The 25,839-nt window shown below is 69.2% G+C and carries 26 protein-coding genes and 1 pseudogene; 15 read left to right on the plus strand and 12 right to left on the minus strand.

Features of this window, described 5'->3' with window-relative positions; genetic code table 11:
* Genes pstC through NO998_RS13905 form a run of 4 tightly spaced genes read left to right on the plus strand, consistent with a single transcriptional unit; the run spans position 1 to position 4,702 of the window.
* Positions 1 to 1,122: a phosphate ABC transporter permease subunit PstC gene (pstC, locus tag NO998_RS13890; RefSeq protein ID WP_267647873.1), complete on the plus strand. Its 1,122-nt coding sequence runs from the start codon at positions 1 to 3 to the stop codon at positions 1,120 to 1,122.
* Entirely contained in the window at positions 1,122 to 2,729 is a 1,608-nt protein-coding gene (gene pstA / locus NO998_RS13895) for a phosphate ABC transporter permease PstA (protein ID WP_267647874.1), read from the plus strand. Before pstC ends, pstA begins: the two co-directional genes overlap by 1 nt.
* The gene (gene pstB / locus NO998_RS13900; protein WP_267647875.1) at positions 2,726 to 3,661 is read left to right on the plus strand and encodes a phosphate ABC transporter ATP-binding protein PstB; all 936 of its coding nucleotides are present in this window, start codon (positions 2,726 to 2,728) and stop codon (positions 3,659 to 3,661) included. The genes pstA and pstB overlap by 4 nt, the downstream gene beginning before the upstream one ends.
* 6 nt (positions 3,662 to 3,667) lie before the next feature.
* Positions 3,668 to 4,702 carry an AbrB/MazE/SpoVT family DNA-binding domain-containing protein gene (locus NO998_RS13905; RefSeq protein ID WP_267647876.1) on the plus strand — a complete coding sequence of 345 codons (1,035 nt, stop codon included), beginning with the start codon at positions 3,668 to 3,670 and terminating at the stop codon, positions 4,700 to 4,702.
* Positions 4,703 to 4,707: 5 nt separating this feature from the next.
* Here NO998_RS13905 and NO998_RS13910 read toward each other — a convergent pair whose 3' ends face one another.
* From NO998_RS13910 to NO998_RS13920, 3 genes are all read right to left on the minus strand, one after another.
* Positions 4,708 to 6,555: an acetyl-CoA carboxylase biotin carboxylase subunit gene (locus NO998_RS13910; RefSeq protein WP_267647877.1), complete on the minus strand. Its 1,848-nt coding sequence runs from the start codon at positions 6,553 to 6,555 to the stop codon at positions 4,708 to 4,710.
* 54 nt (positions 6,556 to 6,609) lie between these two features.
* The gene (locus tag NO998_RS13915; protein ID WP_267647878.1) at positions 6,610 to 7,248 is read right to left on the minus strand and encodes a MogA/MoaB family molybdenum cofactor biosynthesis protein; all 639 of its coding nucleotides are present in this window, start codon (positions 7,246 to 7,248) and stop codon (positions 6,610 to 6,612) included.
* Between the two features lie 71 nt (positions 7,249 to 7,319).
* Positions 7,320 to 7,526, minus strand: coding sequence for a hypothetical protein (locus tag NO998_RS13920; protein ID WP_267647879.1), 207 nt, complete (start codon positions 7,524 to 7,526; stop codon positions 7,320 to 7,322).
* A 159-nt stretch (positions 7,527 to 7,685) separates the two neighbouring features.
* Between NO998_RS13920 and NO998_RS13925 the strand changes: the two genes are divergently transcribed.
* Positions 7,686 to 8,726, plus strand: coding sequence for a zinc-binding dehydrogenase (locus NO998_RS13925; RefSeq protein ID WP_267647880.1), 1,041 nt, complete (start codon positions 7,686 to 7,688; stop codon positions 8,724 to 8,726).
* A complete protein-coding gene (locus tag NO998_RS13930; RefSeq protein ID WP_267647881.1) occupies positions 8,716 to 9,000 on the plus strand; it encodes a DUF7977 family protein in 285 nt (94 codons plus the stop codon). Before NO998_RS13925 ends, NO998_RS13930 begins: the two co-directional genes overlap by 11 nt.
* Positions 9,001 to 9,288: 288 nt before the next feature.
* On the opposite strand, the gene NO998_RS13935 is transcribed toward NO998_RS13930, so the two are convergent.
* The 3 genes from NO998_RS13935 to NO998_RS13945 all read right to left on the minus strand — a co-directional run bounded on the left by NO998_RS13935 (position 9,289) and on the right by NO998_RS13945 (position 11,159).
* Positions 9,289 to 9,909, minus strand: a complete 621-nt coding sequence (locus NO998_RS13935) for an NUDIX hydrolase (RefSeq protein WP_267647882.1) — start codon at positions 9,907 to 9,909, stop codon at positions 9,289 to 9,291.
* A gap of 69 nt (positions 9,910 to 9,978) precedes the next feature.
* Complete coding sequence (locus tag NO998_RS13940) at positions 9,979 to 10,665, minus strand: type 1 glutamine amidotransferase domain-containing protein (protein ID WP_267647883.1); 687 nt, start codon at positions 10,663 to 10,665, stop codon at positions 9,979 to 9,981.
* A gap of 77 nt (positions 10,666 to 10,742) precedes the next feature.
* Positions 10,743 to 11,159 (minus strand): Lrp/AsnC family transcriptional regulator, encoded by a 417-nt coding sequence (locus tag NO998_RS13945; RefSeq protein ID WP_267647884.1) that lies wholly within the window; start codon positions 11,157 to 11,159, stop codon positions 10,743 to 10,745.
* 96 nt (positions 11,160 to 11,255) lie between these two features.
* Here NO998_RS13945 and carA point away from each other — a divergent pair, with 96 nt between their 5' ends.
* The 5 genes from carA to NO998_RS13970 all read left to right on the plus strand — a co-directional run bounded on the left by carA (position 11,256) and on the right by NO998_RS13970 (position 15,689).
* A complete protein-coding gene (carA, locus tag NO998_RS13950; RefSeq protein WP_267647885.1) occupies positions 11,256 to 12,314 on the plus strand; it encodes a glutamine-hydrolyzing carbamoyl-phosphate synthase small subunit in 1,059 nt (352 codons plus the stop codon).
* Positions 12,315 to 12,377: 63 nt separating this feature from the next.
* A complete protein-coding gene (locus NO998_RS13955; protein ID WP_267647886.1) occupies positions 12,378 to 13,163 on the plus strand; it encodes an ICP22 family protein in 786 nt (261 codons plus the stop codon).
* Positions 13,164 to 13,234: 71 nt separating this feature from the next.
* On the plus strand, positions 13,235 to 13,891 hold the full coding sequence (locus NO998_RS13960) for an HAD family hydrolase (RefSeq protein ID WP_267647887.1): 657 nt from the start codon (positions 13,235 to 13,237) through the stop codon (positions 13,889 to 13,891).
* Between the two features lie 68 nt (positions 13,892 to 13,959).
* Positions 13,960 to 14,355, plus strand: a complete 396-nt coding sequence (gene msrB, locus NO998_RS13965; protein WP_267647888.1) for a peptide-methionine (R)-S-oxide reductase MsrB — start codon at positions 13,960 to 13,962, stop codon at positions 14,353 to 14,355.
* 149 nt (positions 14,356 to 14,504) lie between these two features.
* The gene (locus NO998_RS13970; RefSeq protein ID WP_267647889.1) at positions 14,505 to 15,689 is read left to right on the plus strand and encodes a hypothetical protein; all 1,185 of its coding nucleotides are present in this window, start codon (positions 14,505 to 14,507) and stop codon (positions 15,687 to 15,689) included.
* On the opposite strand, the gene NO998_RS13975 is transcribed toward NO998_RS13970, so the two are convergent.
* Both NO998_RS13975 and NO998_RS13980 read right to left on the minus strand, forming a co-directional pair.
* A complete protein-coding gene (locus tag NO998_RS13975) occupies positions 15,686 to 16,168 on the minus strand; it encodes a DUF5812 family protein (RefSeq protein WP_267647890.1) in 483 nt (160 codons plus the stop codon). The two genes, NO998_RS13970 and NO998_RS13975, sit on opposite strands and share 4 nt — an antisense overlap.
* Before the next feature lie 56 nt (positions 16,169 to 16,224).
* Complete coding sequence (locus tag NO998_RS13980; RefSeq protein ID WP_267647891.1) at positions 16,225 to 16,776, minus strand: DUF8056 family protein; 552 nt, start codon at positions 16,774 to 16,776, stop codon at positions 16,225 to 16,227.
* A gap of 271 nt (positions 16,777 to 17,047) precedes the next feature.
* Here NO998_RS13980 and NO998_RS13985 point away from each other — a divergent pair, with 271 nt between their 5' ends.
* Positions 17,048 to 18,730, plus strand: coding sequence for a potassium channel family protein (locus tag NO998_RS13985; RefSeq protein WP_267647892.1), 1,683 nt, complete (start codon positions 17,048 to 17,050; stop codon positions 18,728 to 18,730).
* Here the strand turns inward: NO998_RS13985 and NO998_RS13990 are convergent, their stop codons facing one another.
* The 3 genes from NO998_RS13990 to NO998_RS14000 form a co-directional block, all read right to left on the minus strand.
* Positions 18,731 to 20,068 carry an FAD-dependent oxidoreductase gene (locus tag NO998_RS13990; RefSeq protein WP_267647893.1) on the minus strand — a complete coding sequence of 446 codons (1,338 nt, stop codon included), beginning with the start codon at positions 20,066 to 20,068 and terminating at the stop codon, positions 18,731 to 18,733.
* A 116-nt stretch (positions 20,069 to 20,184) separates the two neighbouring features.
* Positions 20,185 to 20,766: a DUF2238 domain-containing protein gene (locus NO998_RS13995; protein ID WP_267647894.1), complete on the minus strand. Its 582-nt coding sequence runs from the start codon at positions 20,764 to 20,766 to the stop codon at positions 20,185 to 20,187.
* Between the two features lie 42 nt (positions 20,767 to 20,808).
* On the minus strand, positions 20,809 to 21,579 hold the full coding sequence (locus NO998_RS14000; protein WP_267647895.1) for a hypothetical protein: 771 nt from the start codon (positions 21,577 to 21,579) through the stop codon (positions 20,809 to 20,811).
* Positions 21,580 to 21,719: 140 nt separating this feature from the next.
* Here NO998_RS14000 and NO998_RS14005 point away from each other — a divergent pair, with 140 nt between their 5' ends.
* On the plus strand, positions 21,720 to 22,895 hold the full coding sequence (locus NO998_RS14005) for an inorganic phosphate transporter (protein ID WP_267647896.1): 1,176 nt from the start codon (positions 21,720 to 21,722) through the stop codon (positions 22,893 to 22,895).
* Positions 22,896 to 22,925: 30 nt separating this feature from the next.
* Here the strand turns inward: NO998_RS14005 and NO998_RS14010 are convergent.
* Positions 22,926 to 23,593, minus strand: a pseudogene (locus NO998_RS14010) (metal ABC transporter permease).
* Between the two features lie 104 nt (positions 23,594 to 23,697).
* Between NO998_RS14010 and NO998_RS14015 the strand changes: the two are divergent.
* Both NO998_RS14015 and NO998_RS14020 read left to right on the plus strand, forming a co-directional pair.
* Positions 23,698 to 24,852 carry an acyl-CoA dehydrogenase family protein gene (locus NO998_RS14015; protein WP_267647897.1) on the plus strand — a complete coding sequence of 385 codons (1,155 nt, stop codon included), beginning with the start codon at positions 23,698 to 23,700 and terminating at the stop codon, positions 24,850 to 24,852.
* Positions 24,853 to 25,050: 198 nt separating this feature from the next.
* Positions 25,051 to 25,725: a DUF4382 domain-containing protein gene (locus tag NO998_RS14020; protein ID WP_267647898.1), complete on the plus strand. Its 675-nt coding sequence runs from the start codon at positions 25,051 to 25,053 to the stop codon at positions 25,723 to 25,725.
* Positions 25,726 to 25,839: the final 114 nt, after the last annotated feature.

A 25,839-nucleotide genomic window follows, 5' to 3' on the forward strand; every position in this document is an offset into this window, starting at 1 on the left:
ATGGCACACCTGCTCGACAGAAGCCGAACCGAACTGACGCGGCTGTCCCGGCGCTGGCGGGAGTTCGTCGCCACGACGCCGGCCGACGCGCTGTTGGCCGTCGCCGTCATCGCTTTGGGGCTCCTCGCGGGGCTCGCCGGGTTCCTGCTGGTCTCCCCGCTGACGGCGGTCCCGCTGGTCGCCGCGGGCGTCGCCACCGGCTACGGCTGGTGGCGCTACGAGGCGCTCACCGCGAAGACGCTGGCCCTGACCGCGACGGTCCTCACGGTGCTGGTGTTGTTGCTGATCGCGGTGTTCATCATCGCCGAGGCGATCCCGGTGATCAACTACGCCACCGTCGAGGCGTTCGGGATCCCGATCCCGGGACTGCGACTCCTCACCGAGACCGTCTGGTCGCCGGTGTCACAGCCGAACCGCTTCTCGATGGTGCCGCTGATCCACGGTACCGTGCTGGTGACGCTGATCGCGACCGCGGTCGCGGCGCCGCTGGGCATCGCCGCCGCGCTGTTCGTCTCCGAGATCGCGCCGCCGACGGTCCGTGAGTTCGTCAAGCCGGGCATCGAGATCCTCGCGGGGATCCCCTCGATCGTCTACGGCTTCATCGGCTTCACGGTCCTCAGCCCGTGGGCCTCCGACCAGTTCCGCATCGTCGGGCAGGGAACGTACCTGTTCGTCGGCATCGTCGTCGGCCTGATGGCGCTACCGACGGTCGTCTCCGTCGCCGAGGACGCCATCGACGCCGTCCCGGAGTCCATGAAGCAGGGCTCGCTCGCGATGGGGACGACCGACTGGCAGACCATGACCTCGATCACCCTCCCCGCGGCGTTCTCCGGCGTCTCCGCGGCCGTCCTGCTCGGTGTGGGCCGGGCGATCGGCGAGACGATGGCCGCGACGGTGATGCTCCGGGGAGTCCCCCGGCTCACCGAGCCGCTGTTCAACGTCTTCTACGGACAGGAGACGCTGACCTCGCTGATCGCGGCCCGCTACGGCGACGCCGACGGCCTCCAGATGAGCGCCCTGTTCGTCGCCGGCGCGATCCTGTTCGTGACGGTGCTCGCGCTCTCGATCACCTCACAGTACATCGAGGCCCGCATGAAGCGACAGCTCGGGGGTGAGGAGTGATGGCGGGCGCGACCCAGCCGTCACTCAGCGTCGACACGACCGACCGCACCCGCACGTTCGCCGGCGTCACCGTTGCCCTCTGTACGCTGCTGTTCGTCGCGGCGCTGGCCGCGCTGTTCGGCCAGATCAGCCTGACCGACCCCATCGCGGGCGTCCCTGCCCTGACGGTCATCGGCAGCACGCTCCTGCTGGTCGGCGGCGCGGTCGTCGGGCTGGGAGTCGCCTCCCGGACCGGCTACACCGTGACCGACCCGCGGCCGAGCGCCGGCGTGACCGTCGGACTCCTACTCGGCGCCGTCGGCGCGACCGTCGGCGGCGTCCTCGGGGGCGTCGTGCTCGGCCTCTCGGGGGCCTCCGTCTTCGCCGTCACGCTCCTGACGGGGTTCGCGTGCCTCGCGGCGACGGTGCTCCCGCGCGGCGACGTCGGGACGACGCTCGCTCCCGGCGTACTGACCGCGCTGGTCGGGCTGGTGTTCCTCTCCGGAATCATCGGGCCCGAGTGGGCGTGGTCGCTCGGCTGGGAGCAACAGGCCTCGCTCACCGCGGGCATCATCGTCCCGACGGCGACGCTGACCTGTGCCCTGCTCGGCGGCTGGGCCGCCGCAGTCGCCTCCCGCGGCTTCGGCGCCCGCGGCCGCCACGCCGGCGCCTACCTGCTCGTCTATCTCAACGCCAGCGCCATCATCGGCGTGCTGCTGGTCCTGGTCGCCTTCGTCGTCTACAAGGGGCTTCCCGGGCTGTTCCGTGGCGCCGCCGTCGGCCTCGGCGTCGGCCCTGACGTCTTCGGCGTGGCGCTGCCGGTCGACGTCCCCTTCGCGATGAACGGCGTCGCGCTGATGAACGACGTCAACGGCGTGCTCCCGGCCATCGTCGGCACGATCTGGCTGGTCGTCGGTGCGGTGCTGCTGGCGGTCCCCCTCGGCGTCGGTGCCGCGGTGTTCCTCACCGAATACGCGCCGCAGGGCCGGTTCACGCAGGTCGTCGAGGTCGCCACGAACGGCCTCTGGAGCACCCCCAGCATCGTCTTCGGCCTGTTCGGCTTCGCCTTCCTCGTGCCGCGCTTTGGCAACCAGAAGTCGCTGCTCGCCGGTGCGATCACGCTCGGGTTCATGCTGCTGCCGCTGGTGATCATCACCAGCCGCGAGGCGATGCTCTCGGTGCCCGACGAGTACCGCGACGCCAGCGCGGCGCTCGGCGTTTCGAAGTGGCAGACGATCCGCAGCGTCGTCCTCCCGGCGGCCGCGCCGGGCGTCGTCACGGGCGTCATCCTCGGCGTCGGCCGGATCGCCGGCGAGACGGCCCCGATCCTGCTGACGATGGCTGGCGGGGTGTTCGTCCCCGGCAGCCAGACCGTCGACGTGATCGGCGGCTTCCAGTTCACCGCCGCCCCGCCGTTCGTCTCGAACCCAGAACTGCTGCAGGCGACCTCGGCGCTGCCCTACCAGCTCTATGCCCTGATCACTGCCGGCGTGGGCGCCTCGGGCAACGTCGGCGACGCCGACGCCTTCCGCTGGGCGACCGCGCTGGTGTTGCTGGTGGTCGTCCTCAGCTTCTACGCGATCGGTATCGCCGCGCGACAGTACTTCCGACGGAAGATTCAGCGATGAGTAAGTCAACACAGACCACCGACGACAGCATCGACGCCGCGGCCGACGCCGGGACCGACCCGGCCTCGCCGTCGACGACGGCCGCCGGCGAGACCGAAGAACAGGTCCAGGAGTCGTGGCGCGACTACGCCTTCGAGGGCGAGCCCAAACTCAGCGTCTCGGACTTGGACGTGTTCTACGGCGACGACCACGCGCTGGACGGCGTCTCGATGGAGATCCCCGAGAACAGCGTCACCGCGCTGATCGGCCCCTCCGGTTGTGGGAAGTCGACGTTCCTCCGGTGTCTGAACCGGATGAACGACCGAATCCGCGTCGCCCGCGTCGACGGCTCGGTCCGACTCGACGGCGAGGAGATCTACGACGACGACACGGACCTCGTCTCGCTGCGCAAGCGCATCGGGATGGTGTTCCAGCAGCCCAACCCCTTCCCGAAGTCGATCCGGGACAACGTCTCCTACGGCCCGCGCAAGCACGGCGACCTCGACACCGGCCTGCTCGCGCGGCTGCTCGGCCGCGACGACACCGAGGAGGAGGCCGAACTGGTCGAGCGCGCGCTCCGGCAGGCCGCCCTCTGGGAGGAGGTCTCGGGGCGACTCGACGACAACGCCCTCGGCCTCTCGGGCGGGCAACAGCAGCGACTCTGCATCGCTCGGGCGCTCACCACCGACCCCGACGTGCTGCTCATGGACGAGCCCGCGTCGGCGCTCGACCCGGTGGCGACCGCGAAGATCGAGGATCTGATCGACGACCTCCGGGAGCAGTACACCGTGGTCGTCGTCACCCACAACATGCAGCAGGCAGCCCGCATCTCCGACCAGACCGCCGTCTTCCTCACCGGCGGCGAACTCGTCGAGTACGGCGCCACCGATCAGGTGTTCGAGGACCCGAAGAGCCAGCGCGTCGAGGACTACATCAGCGGGAAGTTCGGGTGATCGCGGGTGGAGACGCGTAAACTCCAGCGCGTCGGTGGGGGGACGATCACCGTCTCGCTCCCGAAGGAGTGGGCCGACCGCCACGGCCTCGACGCCGGCGACACCGTCGACGTGCACGGCCACGTCGAGGACGTGCTGACGATCCAGCCCGACGGGCTCCCCGCCGAGGACGGCGTGTCGCCGACGGTCCGCGTCGTCGACGACTGCACGCCCGAGAGCCTGCGCCGGACGCTTCAGGCCGCCTACGCTGCTGGCGCAGCCAGCGTCACGTTCCGGGCCGAGAACACGCTCCGGGAGGACCAGCGTCGCGCCGTCGAGTCCACGGCCCGGGCCCGATCTGGTCTCACCGTGGACGCGGCGAGCGCGGAGGCACTGACCGTCCGCTGCCTGCTCGACCCGGCCGAACTCTCGATCCAACAGTCGGTCCGACAGCTACAGTTCGTCGCCCTCTCCTCGGTCCGGCGTGCGGCTGAGGCGATCCGGGCGGGCGAGGAGGGCGTCACCGTCGAGGACGGCCAACCCGACCGCATCCGGGCGGCCGTCGAGCGGTCGTTCCGGCGGGGGCTGACCCGCCTCGACGAACTCGACACGCTGGGGGTCGACCGAACGACGCTGTTCGAGCTCCGGGAGACCGCCCGCTCGCTCGCGACGGTCGCCGAGGCAGCCGAGGATCTCGCTGCGGCGGCGGGGGCCGAGGGGGCGGCCACGCTCACGGACTCGGTCAGCTTGGCCGTCGAGGTCGTCGAGGACGCCGTCGCCGTCGTGCTCGACGACGGGCCGGCACGGGAGGCCCACCGCGCGCTGGCTGCTCGCGAGGCGCTCGCCGACGAACTCGGACGGGTCGAGGACTCGCTGGGTGACCGGGTCGATCCGCGACTGATCCGTGCTATCGACGCCGTCGACACGGTCGCGGCTGCCGGGGCGACTATCGCACGAGAAGGGCTGGGAAGCGCGGTCAGAAACGGAACCGTTGACGGCTCGGTCCCGGCCGTCACCGACGCCGCCGAGCGAGTGCCGGATCGGGAAGACGCCGACTCGTAGCCGGTCTACTCCAGGACGACCAGCACGTCGCCCATGTCGACGCTCTCGCCCTCGGAGACGAGGACCTGCGAGACCGTGCCGCCGCGCTCGGCGTCGATGTCGTTCTCCATCTTCATCGCTTCGAGCACCGCGACGGTGTCACCCGGCGCGACCTCGTCGCCCACCTCGACGTCGACGGAGAGGACGGTGCCCTGCATGTCGACGGCGACGGACTCGCCGCCCTCCGGGACCTCCGGGCCGTCGTCGCCGGCGCCGTCGTCGCTGCTGCCGGCCTGCGGGGGCCGCGAGCGGCCGCCGCTGCTCGTCTCGGGCGTCGGGATCGCGGGGGCGCCCTCCTCTTCGAGGTTCACTTCGAAGCGCTTGCCGTTGACCTCGACGGTGAACTCCCGCTGGGTGCTCTCGCCGTCGTCGCTTTCCCCGCCGGTATCCTCGGTGCCCCACTTCTCCTGTGCCGCCTCGATCCGGGCCGGGTCGAGTTCGTTGTCGAGGTACTTCGTGGTGTGCTCGCCGGCGACGAACGCGTCGTCCTCGAGCATCAGGCGGTGGAACGGGACGATGGTGACGACGCCCTCGATGTCGTACTCCGCGAGGGCCCGCTTCGAGCGGGCGATACACTCCTCGCGGTCGCTGCCGTGGACGATCAGCTTCGCGATCATCGAGTCGTAGTCGGTCACCAGGTCGTCGCCCTGCGAGAGCGCGTCGTCCATCCGGACGCCGATGCCGCCCGGCGGGTCGTACGTCGTGAGGGTGCCGCCGGTGGCGGGCTGGAACTCCTGGGCGGCGTTCTCGGCGTTGATCCGGAACTCCATCGCGTGGCCCGAGAGGTCGACCTCCTCCTGTGCGAAGTCGAGTTCCTCGCCGGCGGCGACCCGTAGCTGCCACTTCACGATGTCGATGCCCGTCAGTTCCTCCGTGACAGTGTGTTCGACCTGGATCCGGGTGTTGACCTCGAGGAAGTAGAAGTTCGCGTCGGGGCCGAGCAGTTCGCCGGCGTCGGCGTCGCGGTCCTCCTCCTCGACGAGGAACTCGAAGGTGCCGGCGTTGTAGTAGCCGGCGGCGTCGGCGCCGCGGCGGGCGGCCGCGCCGATCTCCTCGCGGAGTTCGTCGGTGAGTGCGGGGCTCGGTCCCTCCTCGATCACCTTCTGGTGACGCCGCTGGAGCGAGCAGTCACGCTCGCCGAGGTGCCGGACGTTGCCGTGCTCGTCGGCGAGGATCTGGACCTCGATGTGCCGAGGGTTCTCCAGATAGCGCTCGAGGTAGACGTTCGCGTTGTCGAAGTACGCCTCGCCCTCGCGTTTGGCGCTCTCGAACTGGCTTTCCGCCTCGTCGGCGCTCTCGACGATCTTCATCCCGCGGCCGCCGCCGCCGCCCTCGGCCTTGATGGCGACGGGGTAGCCGTACTCGTCGCCGAACTGCTTCACTTCCTCGGCGCTCTCGGCGGGTTCGGTCGTCCCGGGAACGATGGGCACGTCGGCCTCGTTCATCGTCTGGCGGGCCTTCGTCTTCTCGCCGAGTTGCTCCATCGCGTCGGCGGCCGGGCCGACCCACGTGATGTCGTCGTGGGCCTCGACCGTGCCGGCGAACTCGGCGTTCTCCGCGAGGAAGCCGTAGCCGGGGTGGATCGCGTCGGCGCCGGCCTTCTCGGCGGCCTCGATCACGGCCTCGTGGTCGAGGTAGGAGTCTGCTGCACGGGCGGGGCCGACGTTGTACGCCTCGTCGGCGTGGCGGACGTGGCCGCCGTGTTTGTCGGCCTCCGAGTAGACGGCGACGGTGTCGACGCCGAGTTCCTCACAGGCGCGCATGACTCGCACCGCGATTTCGCCGCGGTTAGCGACGAGCACCTTCTCGAACATTCTTGGAGGCCGTTCCCGTGGGCGGGACGTGATTCTGTCGGTCCGGGGCGAGCCTCAGTGGTCGTGGCCGTCGTCGCCGTGGCTGTGGTCGTGGTCGCCGTGTTTGTGCTCGCCTTCGCCGTGGCTGTGGCCGTCCTCGTCCCGACCCGCAAGCCCCGCCAGGTGGCCGGCCGTGGAGACGATCAGCTCTGCGCCCAGCGCGGCGGCGTTCTCGCTGCCCGGGAGACAGAAGACCGGGACGCCATCGGCGACGCCCGCGGTCGCTCGCGTGGCGACGACCATCGTGCCGATCTCCTCGTAGGAGCGCTGCCGGAACAGTTCGCCGAAACCGGGCAGTTCCTTCGCCAGCAGCGGCTTGACGGCCTCGACGGTCACGTCGTCGGGCGTGACGCCGGTGCCGCCGGTGGTGACGACGATATCCGTGTCCTTCCGGTCGACGAACCGCTCGACCGTGCCCTGAACGGCGTCGTAGTCATCGGGGACCAGATCCCGGGTGGCGACCTCGTGGCCCGCGTCCTGCATCGCCGACGCGATCCGGTCGCCCGCGGCGTCGTCGTCGAGGCTCCGCGAGGAGGAGACCGTGAGGATCGACACGCCGAGTTCGTCGCGGTCGTGGTGGTGGTGCTCGTGGGTGCCGGGCTCGCCGTGGTCGTGATCGTGGCTGTGCTCGCCGTCGTTCCCGTGCTCGCTCATGGCTCCCCCTGCGGGCGGGGGGAACAAAACTCCGGGCGCTCCGGCCTCCCGGCTGCGGGCGCCCCTGTGACTCAGTCGTCGGTCTCCTCGGCTTCTCTCCGGACCAGGTCACGTTCCTCCCACACGTCCACGCCGAACCAGATCAGCGCGGCCGCAACGATGATGATCACGCCGAGGACCGACGTGGCCGGCTCCGGGAAGAAAAACAGGACGATCCCGAGGATGATCGCGCCGGCGATGCCGATGCCGTCCCACCACTGCTGTGCTCTGGTCGCCATCTCAGCGAGCCTCCGCCGGGGACTGCTCGTTCGTTGTTGTCGACATATGCATCGACTCGTAGGCGTGATTTCCGTATTGTTACACGGCTCATTCACCCGCGATAGGGTCCGGGCAACGCGGCGCCAACCGTTATCCCGGACCCGCGTGAACCGCGGGCCATGAAGGCTGTCCAGTTCCACGGCCACGGCGGCCACGACGTGATCCAGTACGACGAAGTGCCCGAGCAGCCGCCGGGTCCCGACGAGGTCCGCTTCCGCGTGAAAGCCGCGGCGCTGAACCACCTCGACGTATGGACCCGGCGGGGGATGCCCGGGATCGACCTCGAGATGCCCCACACACCCGGCAGCGACGCCGCCGGCGTCGTCGTCGACGTCGGCGAGAACGTCGAGCGCTTCGAACAGAACGACCGCGTCGCCGTCTCGGCGGGCGTCGCCTGCGGCCGCTGTGAGTTCTGCCGCGACGGCGAGGAGTCGATGTGCGTGCGCTACCAGATCATCGGCGAGCACCGCCCCGGCGTCCACGCCGAGTACGCGACAGTCCCCGCCGACAACCTCGTGCCCGTGCCCGAGGGCGTCGACTGGGAGGTCGCCGGCTCTGCCTCGCTCGTCTTCCAGACCGCGTGGCGGATGCTGGTCAGTCGCGCCGACCTGTCGCCGACCGACTCGGTGCTCGTGCTGGGCGCCTCCGGCGGCGTCGGCCACGCGGCGGTCCAGATCGCCCACCACGTCGGCGGGGAGGTGTACGCCACCGCCTCAAGCGAGGAGAAACTCGGCTACGCCGCCGACTGCGGCGCCGACCACGTCATCGACTACACCGAGAAGAACTACGCCGAGGAGATCCGGTCGCTGACGGGCAAGCGCGGCGTCGACGTGGTGGTCGACCACGTCGCCGGCGAGTCGTGGTCGGACTCGCTGGGGTCGCTGGCAAAGGGTGGGAAACTGGTGACCTGCGGCGCCACGGCCGGCGGCCAGCCCCACACCGACGTGAACCGGATCTTCTGGAACCAACTCTCCGTCCTCGGGTCGACGATGGCCACCCCCGGCGAGGTCGACGACGCCCTCTCGCTGGTCTGGGACGGCACCTTCGAGCCCCGGGTCCGGGAGGTCGTCCCGATGTCCGAGGCGGCACGCGGCCACCGCATGCTGGAGGACCGGGAAGGCTTTGGGAAAGTGGTGCTTAAGCCGGATAGTGAGCTCTGAGAACGCCAGCGGGGACGACGCGTACGTCCACACCCCCGACAGCGTCGAGGACCCGGCGGACGACGCGAGCGCCGACGAGACGGAGTCGGGCGGCCCGAGCGGGCCGCTCCTCGTCGGCGTCGTCACGCTGGCGACGCTGGTGATCCCGGGGGTAATCTACCTCTACCCGACGCTGTTGGCCGACCACGTGCCGTTCCTCGTGGCGATGCTGGCGCTGCCGTTCATCCCGGCGCTGTTGCTGGGCGGGATGGGTGTCTGGGCGATGAAGGAGTAGTAGACGGCTTTCTCGCCCGGTTTTGTGCCTTCCGCGCCCGCATCAGCGACGGCGACAGGTCTCGGTGCATGGCCTCTGGACCGCCGTGTGCCGGACACAGGGTCCGGCACAGTACCGAGTCCCCACTCCTCCCCCCGCGGTCGTCGACAGTCGACGACCGCGAGGCGTCCACCGCTACTGCACGGTGGCGGTGGATCGGTGCGGTCACCAGCGGCCAACGATCGAGACGCTGTCGGTGGTCGCTCCCCGTTATCGTCGATCCCGCGAAAAGAACCGTCTCGCCCCCGATTACCGCTCGAAACCGACGCTGCCGTCGGCGACGGTGTTGCCCTCCTGATCGCGGCGCATCGCGATCTCGAACCACGGGCAGAGTCGAAGCTGGCGGTACCACTCGGGGTTCTCGTAGAGCAGGTCGTAGTCCGCCCAGAGCAGCCCCTCGATCTCCTCGGTGTCGGGGTCGAGGTCGGTGTCGGTCAGCGTGACCTTGAGGACGGCACAGACCTCCCACTCCAGGCCCTCGCGCTCGTAGCGCTGCTTGTACTCGAAGCGGTCGGTGACGCGGAGGTCGTCGTACTGGTCGGGCGTGACGCCCAGTTCCTCCTCCAGTCGCTGCTCGGTGGCGTCGACCTGACTCTGGCCCTCGATGGGGTGGGAGGCGACGGTGCCGTCCCAGCAGGTGTCCCAGAGGCGCTTGTTGGCGGCGCGCTGGGCGAGCAGAATGCGGTCGTCCTCGTCGAACACGAGCGCGGTGAAGGCCCGGTGGCGCTGGCCCTCGCCCGTGTGGGCGTCGAGGCGGTTGGCGAGTCCGGTCGGCTCGTCGTCGCCGTCGACGGCGACCACGTCCTGTGCGGCGTTGGGGTGGGGTTCGGCGTCGTCGCCGGCGCCCGTGTCGGCGTTCTCGGTGCTCATACGGGACCCATCGGCCACCGGGGGTAAGGTCGCTTCGATGCCGAGCGTGTCAGTCCGCTGGCGCGCCGATCAGGCGTCGACGGCCAGTTCGTCGAGCAGCGTCGTCGCCGCCGCGTGCGAGGAACCCGGGCCACGCGCCGTGACGAGGTCGCCGTCGACGGTCACGGAGGTCTCGGCGTCGAGTTCTGCGTCCCAGTTCCCGCCGGCGGCGACGACCTCGTCCTCGACCCAGTAGGGGAGCTTCCGGCCGTCGGGCAGGATGTCGTTCTCGTCGACGATCCCTTCCTCCCACGCGTTCGGGAAGCCGGTCACGTCCCGGCCGTCGACGAGCATCCCTCCCTCGGAGTCGCGCGTGAACGCGAGGATGCCGACGGTGTGACAGACGACGAGCGCGGTGCCGTCCTCGCCCTCGACGGCGGTGCGGAGCGCGGCGCGGGCGTGGCTGTCCTGCGTGAGGTCCCACTCGGCGCCGTGGCCGCCGGGGAAGACGACGGCGTCGTAGCTCCCGGGCTCGGCGGCGCCCAGCGCGATCGGATCGTTCAGTCGCTCGTCGCTCTCGTGGATCTCGCGGAGGCGCTCGGCCTCCGCCTCGCCGATGTCCTCGGGGTCGAGCGAGCGCTCGTCGACGACCGGCGGGCTCCCCGTCGGCGTCGCCACCGTGATGTCGACGCCCGCCTCGGTGAGCGTGGTGAGCGGCTCGATACACTCCTCGGCCCAGTAGCCTTCCTCGCTGACGATGAACATCGCGTCGGTCATTACACTCCACGGTCGGGGACTCGACGGCAAAAGGCCTCCCGCCGCGGCACGATCACGGGCGGTCGACGGACTCTTCCCTACGAGCCCAGCCGTTCGTCCAGAATGAGCCGCGTGGTGCTCTCCTCGACCTCCGCCTGCTCGCGGGCGCGGGAGATCAGTTCGTTCACCGCGCGGGTGTCGACGCAGTCGACGACGAGCACGATGTCGTCCTCGCCGGAGACCTGCCAGACGAAGTCGACCTCCTCCCACTCGGCCAGTCGGCTGCCGACCTCGTCGGTGTTGACGTCCATCGCCACCGATATCTCGATCATCGCCTTCACGTTCCCCGTTCGGGTGGTGACGGTGAACCGCTCGATGACGCCGTCTTCCACCATCCCCTCGACGCGGTTGCGGACCGTCCCCTCGCTGGTGCCGACCTGCTCGGCGATCTCGGTGTAGGGCGTCCGGGCGTCCCGCCGGAGGATGTTCAGGATCTCCCGATCCAGTTCGTCCATACAGCCCCGTGACGCTGAGTCGCCATACTCGTTACGAATTTCGTAAGAACACTTCGAACGACACAGTTATTACGCTCGCAAAGTTCGTATCTCGTAATGAGCGCGTACATCGCGCTGGCCGACGGTCGTGTCGTGGAGGGACGTTCGCGTGCCCCCGGCACGGGCCGAGGCGAGCTGGTGTTCACCACCGCCTACACCGGGTACGAGGAGAGTCTGACCGACCCCTCCTACGCCGAGCAGGTACTGACCTTCTCCTACCCGCTGATCGGGAACTACGGCGTGCGGGACGACCGCTTCGAGTCCGAGTCGGTTCAACCGCGCGTGGCGGTCGCCCGGGAGTTCACCGAGGACGTCGCGGAGTGGCTCGAAAGCGAGGGTATCCCGGCGGTCGACGGCGTCGACACGCGGGACCTCGTCACCGGGATCCGTGAGCAGGGGGCGATGCGCTGTGGCGTCGCCGCCGGTCCGGACGCCACGCCCGAGCAGGCCCGCGAACAGTTAGAGCAGTGTGTCGGCATGAGCGACCACGTCGACATCGGCGCGCAGGTCAGCGTCGACGGCCCCGAGGTCTACGACGGGACCGGCCCGCGCGTCACCCTGATCGACTGCGGCGCCAAGAAGTCGATAATCGACGCGCTGGTCGAGCGTGGCGCCGAGGTCCACCGCCTGCCTTACGACGCCACGCCGGCGGAGGTGGCCGACACCGATCCCGACGTCGTGTTCATCTCGAACGGCCCGGGCGACCCGGCGAACTTCACCGCCGCGGGTGCGGTCGTGGACCACTTCGCCGGCGAGGTGCCCATCGCGGGCATCTGTCTGGGACAGCAGGTCGTCGCCCGCTCGCTGGGCGGCGAGACCGAGAAGATGGAGTTCGGCCACCGCGGACTGAACCAGCCGGTGCGTGACTTGGAGACCGACCGCGTCATCATGACTACCCAGAACCACGGCTACAGCGTCGCCGACCCCGGCGAGCTTTCGGTCACGCAGGTCAACGTCAACGACGACACCGCCGAGGGGCTGGAGGGCGTCGGCATCGACGTACTCACCCGCCAGTACCACCCCGAGGCGAACCCCGGGCCCCACGACTCGCTGGGCTTCTTCGACGACGTGCTGGCGATGGCCGAGAGCCCCACGCCGCCGGTCACGTCGGACTGAGCCGCCGCTTCTCCCGTTTTCACGTCCGGTCTTTATTGCTCTCGCTCGCGAACTGTGACGAAAATGGCGTATCCGATGATCGCGCTGACGGCCGACGGCACGACGTTCGCCGCCGCGGGGATCTCGTTGACCGAGACGGGCATCGCCGTGCTCGACGAAGGGGGGAGCCGGCAGGGGTTCGTCCCGTACGACTCGCTCGCCTACGTCGCGCCGAGCGCCGACGCCGCGGTGACGGAGCGCTCGCGGACGGTCGTGACGACCGACGGATCGGAGTTCGGCGCCGCCTCCACCTCCCAGACCGGCGCCGGCGTCGCCGTGCTCGACGAGAGCGGCGCGCGGATCGGCTTCGTCCCGCACGACTCGCTGGCCCACGTTCTCCCGCGCTCGAAGATGGGCGGATCGCTCCCGGCGAAGACGAAGCCCGCCGCGGGTATCGCGTTCGCCGACGACGGCGAGGCGGACCCCAATGCCGCACCGATATGGGACGAGGAGGACGACGAGCGGGACGAGAACGGGAACGACAACGACTCGGACCCTGATGGGTACGACCCCAGCGGGAACGACAACGACTCGGACCCGGACGGGGACGAGACGGAACCCAGCGAGCAACCGGCCGACGACGCCGACCGCGATGTCGGCAGCGACGACCCCGTCTGGGGCGGTGAGCCGGCCGCGGAGTCAGAGCGTGGCGACGACGAGCCGACCGACGACGGCGCCCCGGAGTCCCCCCGCGAGTCGGCTGCCGAGGGTGAAACGGGTGCCGACGACGGGCCGACCGACGACGCCGGCGAGCGCGAGGAGGCCGAGGAGTCCGAACTCGTCGTCGAGTGGTCCTTCGGCGACGAGTAGGGGAGACGGCGCGCGATTCGGCCGTTGAGCCGGCGCACAACCTTTTTCACCCCGTTTCACGTCGGATACGTATGAGCTACGACGCGGTCGTGTTCGACAACGACGGCGTTCTGGTGGACACCACCGACTACGACGTGCTGCACGAAGCGGGCTGGCAGGCCTTCGAGGAGGCCGGGATCGAGGATCCCGACCCCGAACACGTCGAGGAGATCGTCGTCGGTGTGACCCCCGAATCGCTGTCTACGATCTGTGAGTTGTACGACCTCTCCGTCGAGGAGTTCTGGGAGATCCGCGACCGGACCGCCCACGAGGCCCAGCGCGAGCACGTCCGCGCCGGCGGGAAGCCGCTGTTCGAGGACGTCTCGACGCTTTCGGACCTCGACCTCCCGATGGGTGTGGTGAGTTCGAACCAGCAGGCCACGGTCGACTTCCTGCTCGATCACTTCGGCGTCTCGGGGCTGTTCGAGACGGCCTACGGCCGCCAGCCGACGATGCTCGACCTCGAACGCAAGAAGCCCGACCCGCACTTCCTCGAGCAGGCGCTCGCGGACCTGGACGCCGACGACGCCCTCTACGTCGGCGATCGGGAGAGCGACGTGACCGCGGCGTTCAACGCCGGCGTGGACTCGGCGTTCATCCGCCGACCGCACCGCCGACACCACGAACTGTCCGTCCAGCCGACCCACGTCGTCGACGACCTCCACGACGTGCGCGCGCTCTGTCGGTAACGCTCGACCGTTCGCGTTCTGTGGCCGACCGGCGGAAGCGTTAGCCCCCCGCAGCCCCAACAACGACCATGAGCGAGTCCAAGCCCGAGAAGTCCGACGCGGAGTGGCGCGAAGAGCTCACCGACGAGGAGTACGAGGTCATGCGCGAGCGCGGGACCGAGGCCCGCTTCAGCGGCGAACACGTCGACCGCGACGACGACGGCGTCTACCGCTGTAAGGGCTGTGGCGAGGTGCTGTTCGAGTCCGAGACGAAGTACGACTCGGGCTGTGGCTGGCCCAGCTTCTACGCCGCCGAGAACGACGCCGTCGCCACCCGCGAGGACAACCGCCACGGCATGAAGCGCATCGAGGTTGTCTGTGCCAACTGTGAGAGCCACCTCGGCCACGTCTTCGACGACGGCCCCGAGCCGACTGGCAAGCGGTTCTGTATCAACTCGGTCGCGTTGGAGTTCGAGGACGAGTAGCCACCTCGACCACGCCTTCGACAGTGGTCATGCGGGCGGGGCGACCGTGACCTTGCCGGGCTGCGACGCTGACGGCGCCGGCCGCTGCGTGCAACGGTTCCGCACGCTGGTTCCATTTTTACATACTTCGACTGTGTGCGTTCAGGTAGATGGGGGAATCGAGCGACGACGCCGGAACGTTCGAGTTCGATCAGCTATCGGACTCCGGCGACGACCCCCCCGACCAACCAGACCCCCCTGACGGGGCCGGTGACCGGAACGCCCCTAGCCGGTCACAGAACCACGACGGCCGAGGAGCCACGGCGAGGAAGGGAGCGAGTAGTGAACGCGACGAGGAGTTCGACTTCGACTCCGTGCCGGAGGACACCCCGCCGGATGGAGCCACTGGCCCCGAATCGGGTGCCGAGGCGGCAGTGAGTAACGAGCCGACAGCCAAGGACGGGTGGGGCGACGGCGAGGCCGCCGGCGGCGACGACAGCCCCGGCGACGGCGAGGAGGCCAGCGGATCGAGTGCCGGAAGCGACGACCCGGACCCGCCGGACCCCTCCGACGGCAGCGGTGAGTCGGGATCCGGCTTCGAGTTCGACCCGGTAACCGAGTCCCGGAAGGCGTTCCACTTCGCGGAGAAGCAGTCGCGTGCGGCCGCCGAGACGGCCTACAGCCGAGTCAAGGGGACGTGGCTGTGGAACCTCGTCAAGCGGTACACCAGTCCGGAGGTCCGAAAGCGGCTGGACGAGGTGTTCAGCCGCCGGATGCTCGGCTCCGTCCTCGTCGGCGGGGCGTTCACCCAGATCATCACGGTCACCATCGACGCCGTACTCCACGACACGGCGTGGTGGGAGATATTCGTCTGGGTGGGCGTCTTCTTCGCCTCGCTGATCATCTTCGTCTGGTGGGAGCGGCTGGCTCACAGCGCCTCCGAAGCGGCCGCACAGGCCGCCGAGAAGGCGACCGAGACCGCCGAGAAAGCCAGCGAGGCGGCGAGTCAGGCGGCCGAGAAAGCCAGCGAGGCGGCGGACGAAGCGACCGACGACACCCCGGAGCAACACACCGCCGAGGTGGTCGGTGCCGGCGTCCGTCGGGCGTCAGACCGCCGCGATGGCGGCGGGACGAAGCCGTCGAACGGCGCCAACGGGGCGAAGCCGATGGGTGCGACCGCCGCCACGCGTGCCGGTGGCAAGCGCCCTTCGGCGGTCCGTAGCCGGGCACGGGGCCCCGAGCGCCAGCCGAACAAACGCTACGAGACCGAGCGCGTCACCGACGGGGTCGCCGGTCGCGACCCCCCGGCGGTGTTCGAAGGTGGGAAGTTCGCCAACCCCGGCGACGACGATTAGGGCAGGTATCGAACGCTGACGACGCCCGGCTCCGACCGGATCTCGACCCGGTTCACGCCGAGGCGGGCCGCCCGGCCCAGCGTCGCCTCGCGGTCCTCGAGCACGTCCTCGACAGCCGCTTCGGTCTGTTCTTCGGGCACGGTGATGATGTGGAGTTCGCCGATGCCGGCGCGCTCGGTTCGGGTGAGTTCGCCGACCGGCTGGTCGGCGGCGATCTCCCGCTCCTGTTTCGTCGGCGGCTCCTCGCTCGCCCGGATGGAGAGCGAGCGGCGCTCCTCGACCTCGACCAGTTCCGCGGTCACTTCGAGCGGCGGCTCCGGCGCGACGACGCCCTCGACGGCGTCGTCCACGGAGAGCCCGGGGTTCGAGGAGAGGGTGTGGACCTGTCCGCGCTCTACGTCCCGGAGCACCGCGCTGTCGTCGTCGGCGTGGGTGACGAGGAAGACGCCCTCGCTCGCGCCGTCGATGGTGTCGCTCATACCCGGTCTGGGCGCCGGAGGCCTTTCCGGATTTCGCCCGCGGCCGAGCGCCGCCGTCAGCGCAGCCAGCGGTGGATCACGACGATCAGCGCCGCCGCCCCGGCCGGGATCAGCGGCGACGCGGTCGGCGGAACGGCGTACAGTGCGGCGACGACCGGCGCGAACAGCCCCGAGGCTTCGGGCCGCGTGACCGTCTCGCCGTCGAGGGTGAACGTCTCGGGCATCGACGCCACCAGCCCGAGGTAGAGCGAGAGCAAGAAGAGGTACCCCCCGACAGCGAGCAGCGGCTCGTACCCCCGCGGCGGCTCGAAGCGGTCGTCCTCGGCCACCCCCCGGCGGCGGGTCCGGGCGGCCAACAGCACCGGCGCGACCACCGGCACGACCGCCAGCAGCCCCAGTAGCGCGATGAACGACCGCGAGAGCGTGAAGTTCCCGCCGCGGGCCCCGGCGGTCTGACCGAACACCACGACCACCGCGAGGACACAGACCAGCGCTAGCAGGACCGTCGCGAGTCCGCCGACGAGGACGTACGACCTGAACAGCCGCGAGTCGCTCCGCCGGAACGCGTAGGGGAACGCACCGAGGATGCCGCCGTAGTCGTCTGCCATCGTTCGGGGTTGTCGCCGGCGAGAGTTAAACGCCGCGAGGTTCGGCTCTGACCTCCCACCTCTCGATGGCTCGACGGCCCATCGCTGCCGAAAACACGTACAGCGCCCGACACGGTCGCGCTCGCGGGGCTGTTGTTGCAGGCGGTCTCGCCGCCGTGGCTGATCCGCGCACTCGACGTCGGCGCCGGGCGGAGCGAGTTCGAGTGGGCCGAGCCGGAGGCCTGAGCCGAGAAACGCTTTTGCTCGCCCGGCGGACAGTTCAACCGAGCCGATGGTCTCGCTCCCCGACTCACTCGACGACCTCTCGCGACGGAACCGCTATATCGTCTACTACGCCGTCGGGCTGGTGGCGGTCGTCCTGCTCTACGCGACCGTCTACTTCTACGGGATGCGGACGCTCGAGGGGGCGACCACGGACTACACCTTCTTCAACGCGTTCCAGACGGTCGTCGAGACGATGACGACGACGGGCTACGGCGCCGACTCGCCGTGGTCCCACCCACTGATGAACCTCTTCATGGTGTTCATCCAACTGACCGGCATCGCTGTCGGCTTCTTCACCCTCCGGCTGGTGGTGATCCCCCTGTTCAACGAGGCGGAGGTCGACCTCGACAGCCGGCTTTCGCCCAAGCGCGACCACGTCATCATCTGTGAGTACAGCCGTGACTCGGCGGTGCTGCTCGACGAACTCCGCGAACTGGACGTGGACTACGTGCTGATCTCCTCGGACGAGGAGAACGCCAGGGCGCTCGCCGACGACGGCTACGCGGCGATCCACGGCTCCCCGCAGGACGCCGAGGCGTTCGAACGTGCGAGCATCGGCGCCGCGCGGGCGGTGATCACCGACGCCGGCGACGCCACCGTCAACACGATCCTCACGGTGCGCTCCATCGACGAGGAGATCGAGGTGATCGCGCTGACCGACGAGGGCGACATGTCCGAGGTGCTGGGCTCTGTCGGCGCCGACACGGTCCTCTCGCCCCACGCCGTGCTCGGCCAGCGGCTGGCCGCGAAGGCCGTCGACTCCTTCACCGCAGAGATCCGGGACACCGTCGACCTCGGGGGCGACATCGAGGTCGCGGAGGTGCCCGTCCCCCACGGCAGCGCGCTGGTCGGCCGCCCGATCCGGGAGTCGGGGCTCGGCGAACGCACCGGCGTCAACGTCATCGGCGCGTGGATCGACGGCGAACTCCAACTGCCGCCGGACCCCGACGCGGAGATCCGTGACAACACCGTCCTGCTGGTGTCGGGGACCACCGAGAGCATCGAGTCCCTGGCGGCGTTCTCCCGTCCCCCCCGGGCGGTCCGCCGACACGACCGCATCGTGATCGCCGGCCTCGGCGAGGTCGGGCGGGCCGCCCGCGAGACGATCGAAGCGGCGGGGATCGAGACGGTCACGGTGGACGTGGCCGACGCCGAGGGCGTCGACGTGGTCGCCGACGCGAGCACGCGCGAGGGCCTCACGGCGGCCGGGACCGACAGCGCCGACGCCATCGTGATCGGGCTTCCCGACGACTCGAAGTCGCTGCTCGCGGCGGTGCTCGCCCAGGAGATGAACCCCGACCTCGAGGTGCTCGTCCGGGTGACCGACACCGACGCGACCCGGAAGGCCCTGAGTGCCGGTGCCGACTACGTGCTCTCGGTGCCGCGGGTGAGCGCCCGGATGATCGCCAAAGAACTGCGCGAGGAGGAGATCCTCGACCCCGGCGGGCAGGGCCGGCTGATCCGCGTGCCAGCGGCGCCCTTTGCGGGCGCGACCATCGCCGAGACCGACATCGCGGCGACCGGCTGTCGCGTCATCGCCGTCAAGGACGCCGCGGGGCGGACGACCGTCGTCGACCCTGGCCGGGAGCTCTCGGCGGACGACGAACTGACGCTGGTGGGGACCGACGAGTCGGTCCAGCGGTTCCTGAGTCGCTACGACGTGACGCCGACCGAGGAAGCGAGCGCCTGACTACTCGGCGCGGGGGAACTCCCCGATCGTGTCCTCGCGGAACGCGTCCTCGTCGAACTCGGCGTCCTCGAGGAAGTCGACGACCGTGTGGGCGTCCCGCATCGCGTTTTTCAGGCAGGTCGAGGCGCCCGGCGAGGGCGTGATGTTGAAGATCACGTCGTCGCCGACGATCTTCGCCTCGCCCATGTCCAGCGATTTGGCCTCCGTGTCGACGATCTGCGGGCGGACGCCGCCGTAGCCCTTCGCACGCTCGATGTCGTCGAGGCCGACGCTCGGGACGACCTTCTGGACCTGCGGGAGGAACTTCCGGGGACCGACCTCGGGCACGTCGTAGACGAGGTTCCGCAGCACGTACGGCAGGAGGATCCGGTCGGCGAGGATGTTGGCGTAGCTCGCGAAGGAGGCGACGTTCAGCCCGAACACGTCGAAGAAGTCGCCGACGGTGGAGAGGCGGCCGCGTTCGAGTGCGGGCACGAGCTTCGCCGTCGGGCCGAAGCGAGTGACGCTGGCGTCGTGGACGTCGGCGTCGCCGTGGATCGCGGCGAAGGGGAGCTTCTTCATCTGGAGGGTGTACACCTTCCCGTTCAGCAGGTCGTCCGCGAGGAAGAAGCTCCCCGCGACCGGCAGCAGCGCCTTGTTCTCGCCGTAGCCCAGTTCCTTGGCGATCTGGAGGCTGTGAGAGCCGGCGGCGACGACGGTCGCGGGCGCCTCGAAGCGGCCCGCGTCGGTGGCGATGGTGTGGCCGTCGAGCGTCGGCGTGATGTCGCTGACTTTCGTCCCCGTGTGTACGTCGACGCCGTCCTCGTCCTTCGCGGCCTCGACGAACGACTTGGCGACCTCGCCGTAGTCGACGACGTAGCCGTCGGGGGTCTGGAGCGCGAGCAGGTCCGTCTCGGGGTCACGACCCTCGACGACCTTGGGTTCGAGTTCGCCGATCTCCTCGCGCTCGATGGGGCGCAGTTTGGGGAACAGGTCGCCGAACCCGTTCTCCTCGTAGCGGCGTTCGAGCTTCCTGACCTCCTCGTCGCCGACGCCGAGGACCATCTTGCTGCGCTTTGCGTGCATCTCGCGGTCCGGGTCGTGGTTCTCGAGGTAGCCCGCGAGCAGTTCGGCGCCCTCCTTGACGGACTCGGCTTTCTCGAGCGTGTAGTTGGTCTCGATGTCGCCGAAGTGCAGCGTCTGGGAGTTGTTCGTGTGGTGGGAGTTGATCGCGCCGATCTCGGGCTCCTTCTCGATCAGGGCGATCGAGTCGATGTCGGTGAACTTCGCGGTCGTGTAAAGCAGCGACGCGCCGCTGATGCCGCCGCCGACGATGACGAGGTCGTACTTGCCGGACATTGCTCTTGGCCCCACGCTCGTGCTCCGCACTGATAACCGGTCTTCTTCGTCCGCCGAGTTCGACGATCGACGTAAGAGATATCGACGCTACTTGCGGGTTTCGGCGGTTTCAGGCGTTAGAGGGTGCCCGTCGACCGAACGATCGCTTCCACGATCGGGACGAACAGTCGCAGGTCGAGTGCGACGACGAGCACGGTGCCGACGGCGTCGAACACCAGGTCGAGGGCGGTGTCGCGGCGCCCGTAGTGGACGAGCACCGGTTCGATGTCGTAGCGACTGGCGACTTCCCGAGCGAGCAACTCCCCGATCTCCCAGACGACGCCCAGCGTCAGCGTTACCACGACCGTTCCGACGACGGCGACGCCCGGGGCGACGACGAGCAGGCTCGCGTACAGCAGCGCCGCGAGGAGCGCGGCCGAGAGCGTGTGGGTGAGGTGGTCCCACCACCACACCGACTCGTAGCGCCCGAGCATCCCGAGACTGTGGAGGAAGCCGGCGACGGCGACCCAGAACGTGGCGACGAGGAACCCGTCACCCTCGGCGCCGACGACGCCGGCGACGGCCGGCGGCACGAGCGTGAGCACGGCGGCGCCGGCCGTGTTGGCCACTGCTGGGGTGTTCTCCCGGCGGTAGCCGACGTAGAGGAGTGCGAGCAGGGCCGCTTCGACGAGGACCACGCCGACCGTTACGGCGTTCATGCCCCCTAGGAGGCCCACCGGAAGCAAGTAGCTTCTGCCGAGTTACGACTCGTCGTCCTCGGCGTCTTCCTCGTCGTCGCGGTCCGCTTCGTCCGCGGCTTTCTCCTCTGCCTCGGTCTTCTTGACGGTCTCTTCGACGGTCTGTTCGACCTTTTCGGACACCTCCTCGGAGACCTTCTCGGAGACCTCCTCCGAGACTTTCTCCGAGACTTCCTCGGTGACCTTCTCGGAGACCTCCTCGGTCACTTCCTCGCTCACCGTCTCGCTGACCTCCTCGCTGACGGTGTCGGAGACCTTGTCGGCGACCTCGTCGACCTCCTTGCTGACTGTCTCCTCGACTTCCTTGCTCACCGTCTGTTCGACCTCCTCGCTGACGGTCTGTTCGACCTCCTTGCTGACTGTCTCCTCGACCTTCTCGGAGACCTCCTCGGTGACCTTCTCGGAGACCTCCTCGGTGACCTCCTCGCTGACGGCTTCGGTCACCTGATCGACCTCCTTGCTGACGGTCTGTTCGACCTCCTGGCTGACGGTGTCGGAGACCTTTTCGGTGACTTCCTCGCTCACCGTGTCGGAGACTTTCTCGGTGACCTCCTCGCTGACGGTCTCCTCGACTTGTTGGGCGACCTCCTGGGTCATCCAGTCGGGGTCGAACCGCGCCATCTTCCACGCGATGTGGATGACGTAGGAGAGCAACACCCCGAGGCCGAAGGCGACGCCCACCAGCGTCCCCACTTCGAGCATCAACACGATCGCGATGAAGATGGTGACGCCGTAGGCGAGGTCGGTCACGAAGTCCACGCGCGACGGGTTCATCGACCCACCTCCCGCTGTCGAGATTCGTCCATACGGGAGAACGTGGTTCCACACAGGTATACCCACCTCTCCCGGTGGCGCCGGCCGGGTTCGGCCGAAACCGTCAAATAACTTAAGAACTGGCCGTCCGACCTCCCCGCATGGTCGAGGCGCTCCTGCTCGTCGGGATCGCGGTGGCCCTCTTCGTCGGCTTCAACATCGGTGGGTCGACGACGGGGCCGGCGTTCGGCCCGGCGGTCGGCGCCGACGCGATCTCGAAAGCCGGCGCCGCGGCGCTGATGGCGGTCTGTTTCGCGGTCGGCGCGTGGACGCTCGGCAGGCGCGTCGTCGACAAACTCGGCGGGGAGCTACTGGCCGACCCCGGCGTGTTCACCGTCGAGACGAGCATCGTCGTGCTCTTTTTCGTCGGTGGCGCGCTGTTCGTGGGCAACTACGTCGGCGTCCCCGCCTCCACGTCGATGACTGCGGTCGGGTCGATCGCGGGGCTGGGTGTCGCGGCCGGCGAACTCGACTGGACCGTCATGGGTGAAATCGCGCTCTGGTGGATCGTCGCCCCCGTCGTCGGCTTCTGGCTCTCTGGGACCATCGGTCGGTACTTCTACCCGCGGATCGATCGGTGGGTGGCGATCGACAGCACCGACGGGCCGCTGTTCGTCCTCGACCGCTCCGGGACGCTCCCCCGACCGGCCGCCGGCCCGAACACGACACGCCGGGAGATGGCCGGCAGCGCCGTCGTCGTCGCCATCGGTTGCCTGATGGCGTTCTCCTCGGGCACGTCGAACGTCGCCAACGCCATCGCGCCGCTGGTCGGCGCCGGCGTCGACGTGGACACGATGATCCTGCTCGGCTGTGGCGCCGTCGCGGTCGGCGCGTTCACCATCGCCCGCCGTACCCTCGACACGCTGGGCAACGACATCACCGACCTGCCCCTCACCGCCGCCATCGTCGTCGCGGTCGTCTCCTCGACCATCGTGATCGGGCTCTCGGCCATCGGTATCCCGGCCTCGTTCGTCATCATCGCCACCACCTCGATCATCGGTCTCGGCTGGGGACGGGCGACCCGCACGGTGACGGTCTCGGCCGGCGTCCGCGGCGAGGCGGAACCGGCAGTCTCGGTCGGCGCGTTGGCCGCCGACGAGGAGGGTGAACCGGTGCCAGAGATCGGCGAGGAGGACCCTGCGGACATCCCGCCGGCCGCGGACCTGTTCGACCCGTCGACGACCGCGCGGGTGCTCCTGATGCAGAACGTGGTACCCGTACTTTCGACGGTCGGGGCTTACGTCGGGTTCACGGTGTTGTTCCGCTTCGTCTGGTGACGCCGGCTCCGGGAGCGCCCGGTCCAGAAATCAGTCGGCGTCGTCGGCCGACGGCTGCCCGGCCGCGGGACGTCCGCCGTCGCCGGCGTCGATGCTGCCCGTCTCTGGGATCACCTCCTCGCCCACTGCGGCCTGACCTTTCCGGCGACGACGGCGAGCGCGTAGATGCCGGCTGCGACGAGCACCACGATGCCGCCGGCGGTCGCGCCGACGTAGTAGGAGTTCGCGATGCCCAACAGCACTGCGAGTTCGGCCATCACCACGGAGAGCAGCAGCGACTCGGTGAAGCTCCGGGGAGACCTGCGCCGCGCCGGCGACCGGCACCACCAGCATCGTCGCAACGAGGATCACGCCCATGATCTGCATGGCGCCGCCGCCGACCACCGTGAGGTAGGGGCTCACCCCGAGGTCGATGACCGCGTTCAGGAACAGACCGACGGCGACGCCCGCGAACGCCGTGTGCGCGCGCGGCCGATCAGCGCCAGTTGGCGGTGGACGAGGAACGTCCCGATCAGCGACGCGATGATGCCGACACAGAGGCCGACCACCTTGCGGACGGTGATGGGAATCTCCTTCGAGGCGCCCGCGTGCTGGGCGACGTAGCCCAGTCGCGACCTCTCGTCGAACTCGTGGGCCGGTTCGCCGAACAGGCGGGCCGTCCCCGAGTCGGGGCGGAGCAAACCGAGCATCAGCTTCATCAGCGTCGACTGACCAGGGCTATGGAACCGACCGGGACCGATCTCCGGCCCGACTGCCCCCGTTCGCCGAAAAACTCTTGGTGTGTTTCTTGTTGGGTAGGACCATGGACTACGGACTCTCTCCAGAGCAAGAGCAGCTCCGCGACGAAGTGCGGCGGTTCGCGGAGAACGAGATCGCACCTGTCGCGAGCGAGTACGACCGCGAGGAGAAGTACCCCGCCGCGATCGTCGAGAAGGCGTCGGAGATGGGGCTGACCGGCGCACACTTCCCGATGGAGTACGGCGGCGTCGGCTACTCGACGCTCGACATGGCCATTGTGACCGAGGAGCTGTTCGCGGTCGACCCCGGGATCGGGCTCTGTGTCACCAGCGCCGGCTTCGGCGCGGAGGCGATCATGGAGTTCGGCACCGAGGAGCAGAAAGCGGAGTACCTCCCGCCGATCGCGAACGGCGAGGCGGTGATGGGCGCGGCGATCAGCGAACCCCACGCCGGTTCGGACGTGAGTTCGCTCTCTACCCGGGCCGAGAAGGACGGCGACGAGTGGGTGCTCAACGGCTCGAAGATGTGGATCACCAACGGTTCGGTCGGGGACTACTTCGTCGTGATGTGTGAGACCGACCCCGACGTGGGCGACCGCTACACCGGCTTCTCCCAGATCCTCGTCGAGCGCGAGCGCGACGGGTTCGAGAGCGAGAAGATCACCGGGAAGATGGGCATCCGCGCGAGCGACACCGCCGAACTCCGGTTCGACGACGTGCGCGTCCCCGAGGAGAACCTCGTCGGCCAGCGCGGGATGGGGTTCCCCCAACTGATGCAGTTCTTCGACGAGACCCGGACGATGGTCGCCGCACAGGCGGTCGGGATCGCCAAGGGCGCCGCCGAGCGCGCGCTGTCCTACGCCGAGGAACGCGAGCAGTTCGGCCGCGAGATCTCGGAGTTCCAAGCGATCCGCCACAAACTGTCGGACATGCACACCCGGACCGAGGCGGCGCGCCAACTCACCTACAAGTCGGCATGGAGCGTCGACAACGCCGAGGAGGACCTGACGATGTTGGCTTCGATGGCCAAGGAGTTCGCCTCGGACGTGGCGACCGACGCCGCCGACGAGGCGGTCCAAATTCACGGCGGCGCGGGGTTCGTCGACGACTTCGACGTCGAGCGGCTCTACCGCGACTCGAAGATCACCCAGATCTACGAGGGTACCACCGAGATCCAGAAGAACATCGTCGCGCGGGAACTGTTGGACGAGGGGTACTGAACACCGCGGGGCCGGCTGCTCGGAGCGCGCGAACCGCGGCCGACCACGCAGTCAGCCCGTACGACCCTTTTCGTGGGCGCCCCACGGCCCGCCGGCGGTTATCTGCCCCGAACGCGGGACTAATCGAGTTAAATGCGGGTGAATCGAGGTTGGGCGTGCCCCCGCTTTTCCCGGGTCCAGTTCGTTCGGGGTGAGTGCATGAGCGACACAACGACGACACGGCGGAACTATCTCAGAGCGGCGGGCGCGGTCGGCCTCGCCGGGATAACCGGGCTCGCGGGCTGCTCAGGCGGGACGGCCACGGGTACGCTCGCGACGGTCGTGAAGGACGCGCCCGGGGACATCGCCGATTTCGAGCGCTGCGTCGTCACCGTCGAGGGGTTCTGGCTGGCGGAGGGCGGCGAGGGCGGCGACGACGGCGGGGACGGCGACGACGGCGGGGAGAACACCGCCACGACCGACGAGGACGCCGTCACCACACAGAACGAGGAAGACGTTGACCAGAGCGACGACCGGACGTACTACGAGTACGACGAGCCACAGGAGGCCGACCTCGTCCAACTCCAGGACGGGGAGACGAAACTGGTCGACGAACACGAGATCGAGACGGGCACGTACGCCTACCTCCAACTCGACGTGTCCGGCGTCGACGCGACGCTCACCGGCGGCGACTCGGCGGAGGTCGTGACGCCCGGGGAGGCGCCGCTGCAGTTCAACGAGTCCTTCGAGGTGCGCGCCGACCAGCGAACGACGTTCACCGCTGACTTCACGCCGGTCCAGCGCGGCGGCTCCAACGGGTACATCCTCCAGCCAGTCGCCTCCGGCACCGAGGTCTCCTACGAGGCCACGGAGACCGAGACCGACGCAGAGTAACCCAGCGCGCTGCTGCCCCGGGGACCCTCCACTCTTTCCCCGGCGGCGCAGCCGACTGGTGACGCAGGTCCCCGCTGACGCTCGCCCGGCCCAACGTTTTCTCCCGCGAACCCC

The organism is Halolamina litorea (assembly GCF_026616205.1).
GTDB classification, from domain to species: domain Archaea; phylum Halobacteriota; class Halobacteria; order Halobacteriales; family Haloferacaceae; genus Halolamina; species Halolamina litorea.

What these genes read in the sequence shown, in the direction of transcription:
- NO998_RS13935 (WP_267647882.1), bottom strand. Translation starts at nt 9,909, where the DNA reads ATGAGCACCGAGAACGCCGACACGGGCGCCGGCGACGACGCCGAACCC.
- NO998_RS14015 (WP_267647897.1), top strand. Translation starts at nt 23,698, where the DNA reads ATGGACTACGGACTCTCTCCAGAGCAAGAGCAGCTCCGCGACGAAGTG.
- NO998_RS13910 (WP_267647877.1), bottom strand. Translation starts at nt 6,555, where the DNA reads ATGTTCGAGAAGGTGCTCGTCGCTAACCGCGGCGAAATCGCGGTGCGA.
- NO998_RS13920 (WP_267647879.1), bottom strand. Translation starts at nt 7,526, where the DNA reads ATGGCGACCAGAGCACAGCAGTGGTGGGACGGCATCGGCATCGCCGGC.
- NO998_RS13955 (WP_267647886.1), top strand. Translation starts at nt 12,378, where the DNA reads ATGGCGTATCCGATGATCGCGCTGACGGCCGACGGCACGACGTTCGCC.
- NO998_RS13940 (WP_267647883.1), bottom strand. Translation starts at nt 10,665, where the DNA reads ATGACCGACGCGATGTTCATCGTCAGCGAGGAAGGCTACTGGGCCGAG.
- NO998_RS13980 (WP_267647891.1), bottom strand. Translation starts at nt 16,776, where the DNA reads ATGGCAGACGACTACGGCGGCATCCTCGGTGCGTTCCCCTACGCGTTC.
- NO998_RS14020 (WP_267647898.1), top strand. Translation starts at nt 25,051, where the DNA reads ATGAGCGACACAACGACGACACGGCGGAACTATCTCAGAGCGGCGGGC.
- NO998_RS14005 (WP_267647896.1), top strand. Translation starts at nt 21,720, where the DNA reads ATGGTCGAGGCGCTCCTGCTCGTCGGGATCGCGGTGGCCCTCTTCGTC.
- pstB (WP_267647875.1), top strand. Translation starts at nt 2,726, where the DNA reads ATGAGTAAGTCAACACAGACCACCGACGACAGCATCGACGCCGCGGCC.
- NO998_RS13985 (WP_267647892.1), top strand. Translation starts at nt 17,048, where the DNA reads ATGGTCTCGCTCCCCGACTCACTCGACGACCTCTCGCGACGGAACCGC.
- NO998_RS13975 (WP_267647890.1), bottom strand. Translation starts at nt 16,168, where the DNA reads ATGAGCGACACCATCGACGGCGCGAGCGAGGGCGTCTTCCTCGTCACC.
- NO998_RS13945 (WP_267647884.1), bottom strand. Translation starts at nt 11,159, where the DNA reads ATGGACGAACTGGATCGGGAGATCCTGAACATCCTCCGGCGGGACGCC.
- pstC (WP_267647873.1), top strand. Translation starts at nt 1, where the DNA reads ATGGCACACCTGCTCGACAGAAGCCGAACCGAACTGACGCGGCTGTCC.
- NO998_RS13915 (WP_267647878.1), bottom strand. Translation starts at nt 7,248, where the DNA reads ATGAGCGAGCACGGGAACGACGGCGAGCACAGCCACGATCACGACCAC.
- carA (WP_267647885.1), top strand. Translation starts at nt 11,256, where the DNA reads ATGAGCGCGTACATCGCGCTGGCCGACGGTCGTGTCGTGGAGGGACGT.
- msrB (WP_267647888.1), top strand. Translation starts at nt 13,960, where the DNA reads ATGAGCGAGTCCAAGCCCGAGAAGTCCGACGCGGAGTGGCGCGAAGAG.
- pstA (WP_267647874.1), top strand. Translation starts at nt 1,122, where the DNA reads ATGGCGGGCGCGACCCAGCCGTCACTCAGCGTCGACACGACCGACCGC.
- NO998_RS13925 (WP_267647880.1), top strand. Translation starts at nt 7,686, where the DNA reads ATGAAGGCTGTCCAGTTCCACGGCCACGGCGGCCACGACGTGATCCAG.
- NO998_RS13960 (WP_267647887.1), top strand. Translation starts at nt 13,235, where the DNA reads ATGAGCTACGACGCGGTCGTGTTCGACAACGACGGCGTTCTGGTGGAC.
- NO998_RS13990 (WP_267647893.1), bottom strand. Translation starts at nt 20,068, where the DNA reads ATGTCCGGCAAGTACGACCTCGTCATCGTCGGCGGCGGCATCAGCGGC.
- NO998_RS13970 (WP_267647889.1), top strand. Translation starts at nt 14,505, where the DNA reads ATGGGGGAATCGAGCGACGACGCCGGAACGTTCGAGTTCGATCAGCTA.
- NO998_RS13995 (WP_267647894.1), bottom strand. Translation starts at nt 20,766, where the DNA reads ATGAACGCCGTAACGGTCGGCGTGGTCCTCGTCGAAGCGGCCCTGCTC.
- NO998_RS14000 (WP_267647895.1), bottom strand. Translation starts at nt 21,579, where the DNA reads ATGAACCCGTCGCGCGTGGACTTCGTGACCGACCTCGCCTACGGCGTC.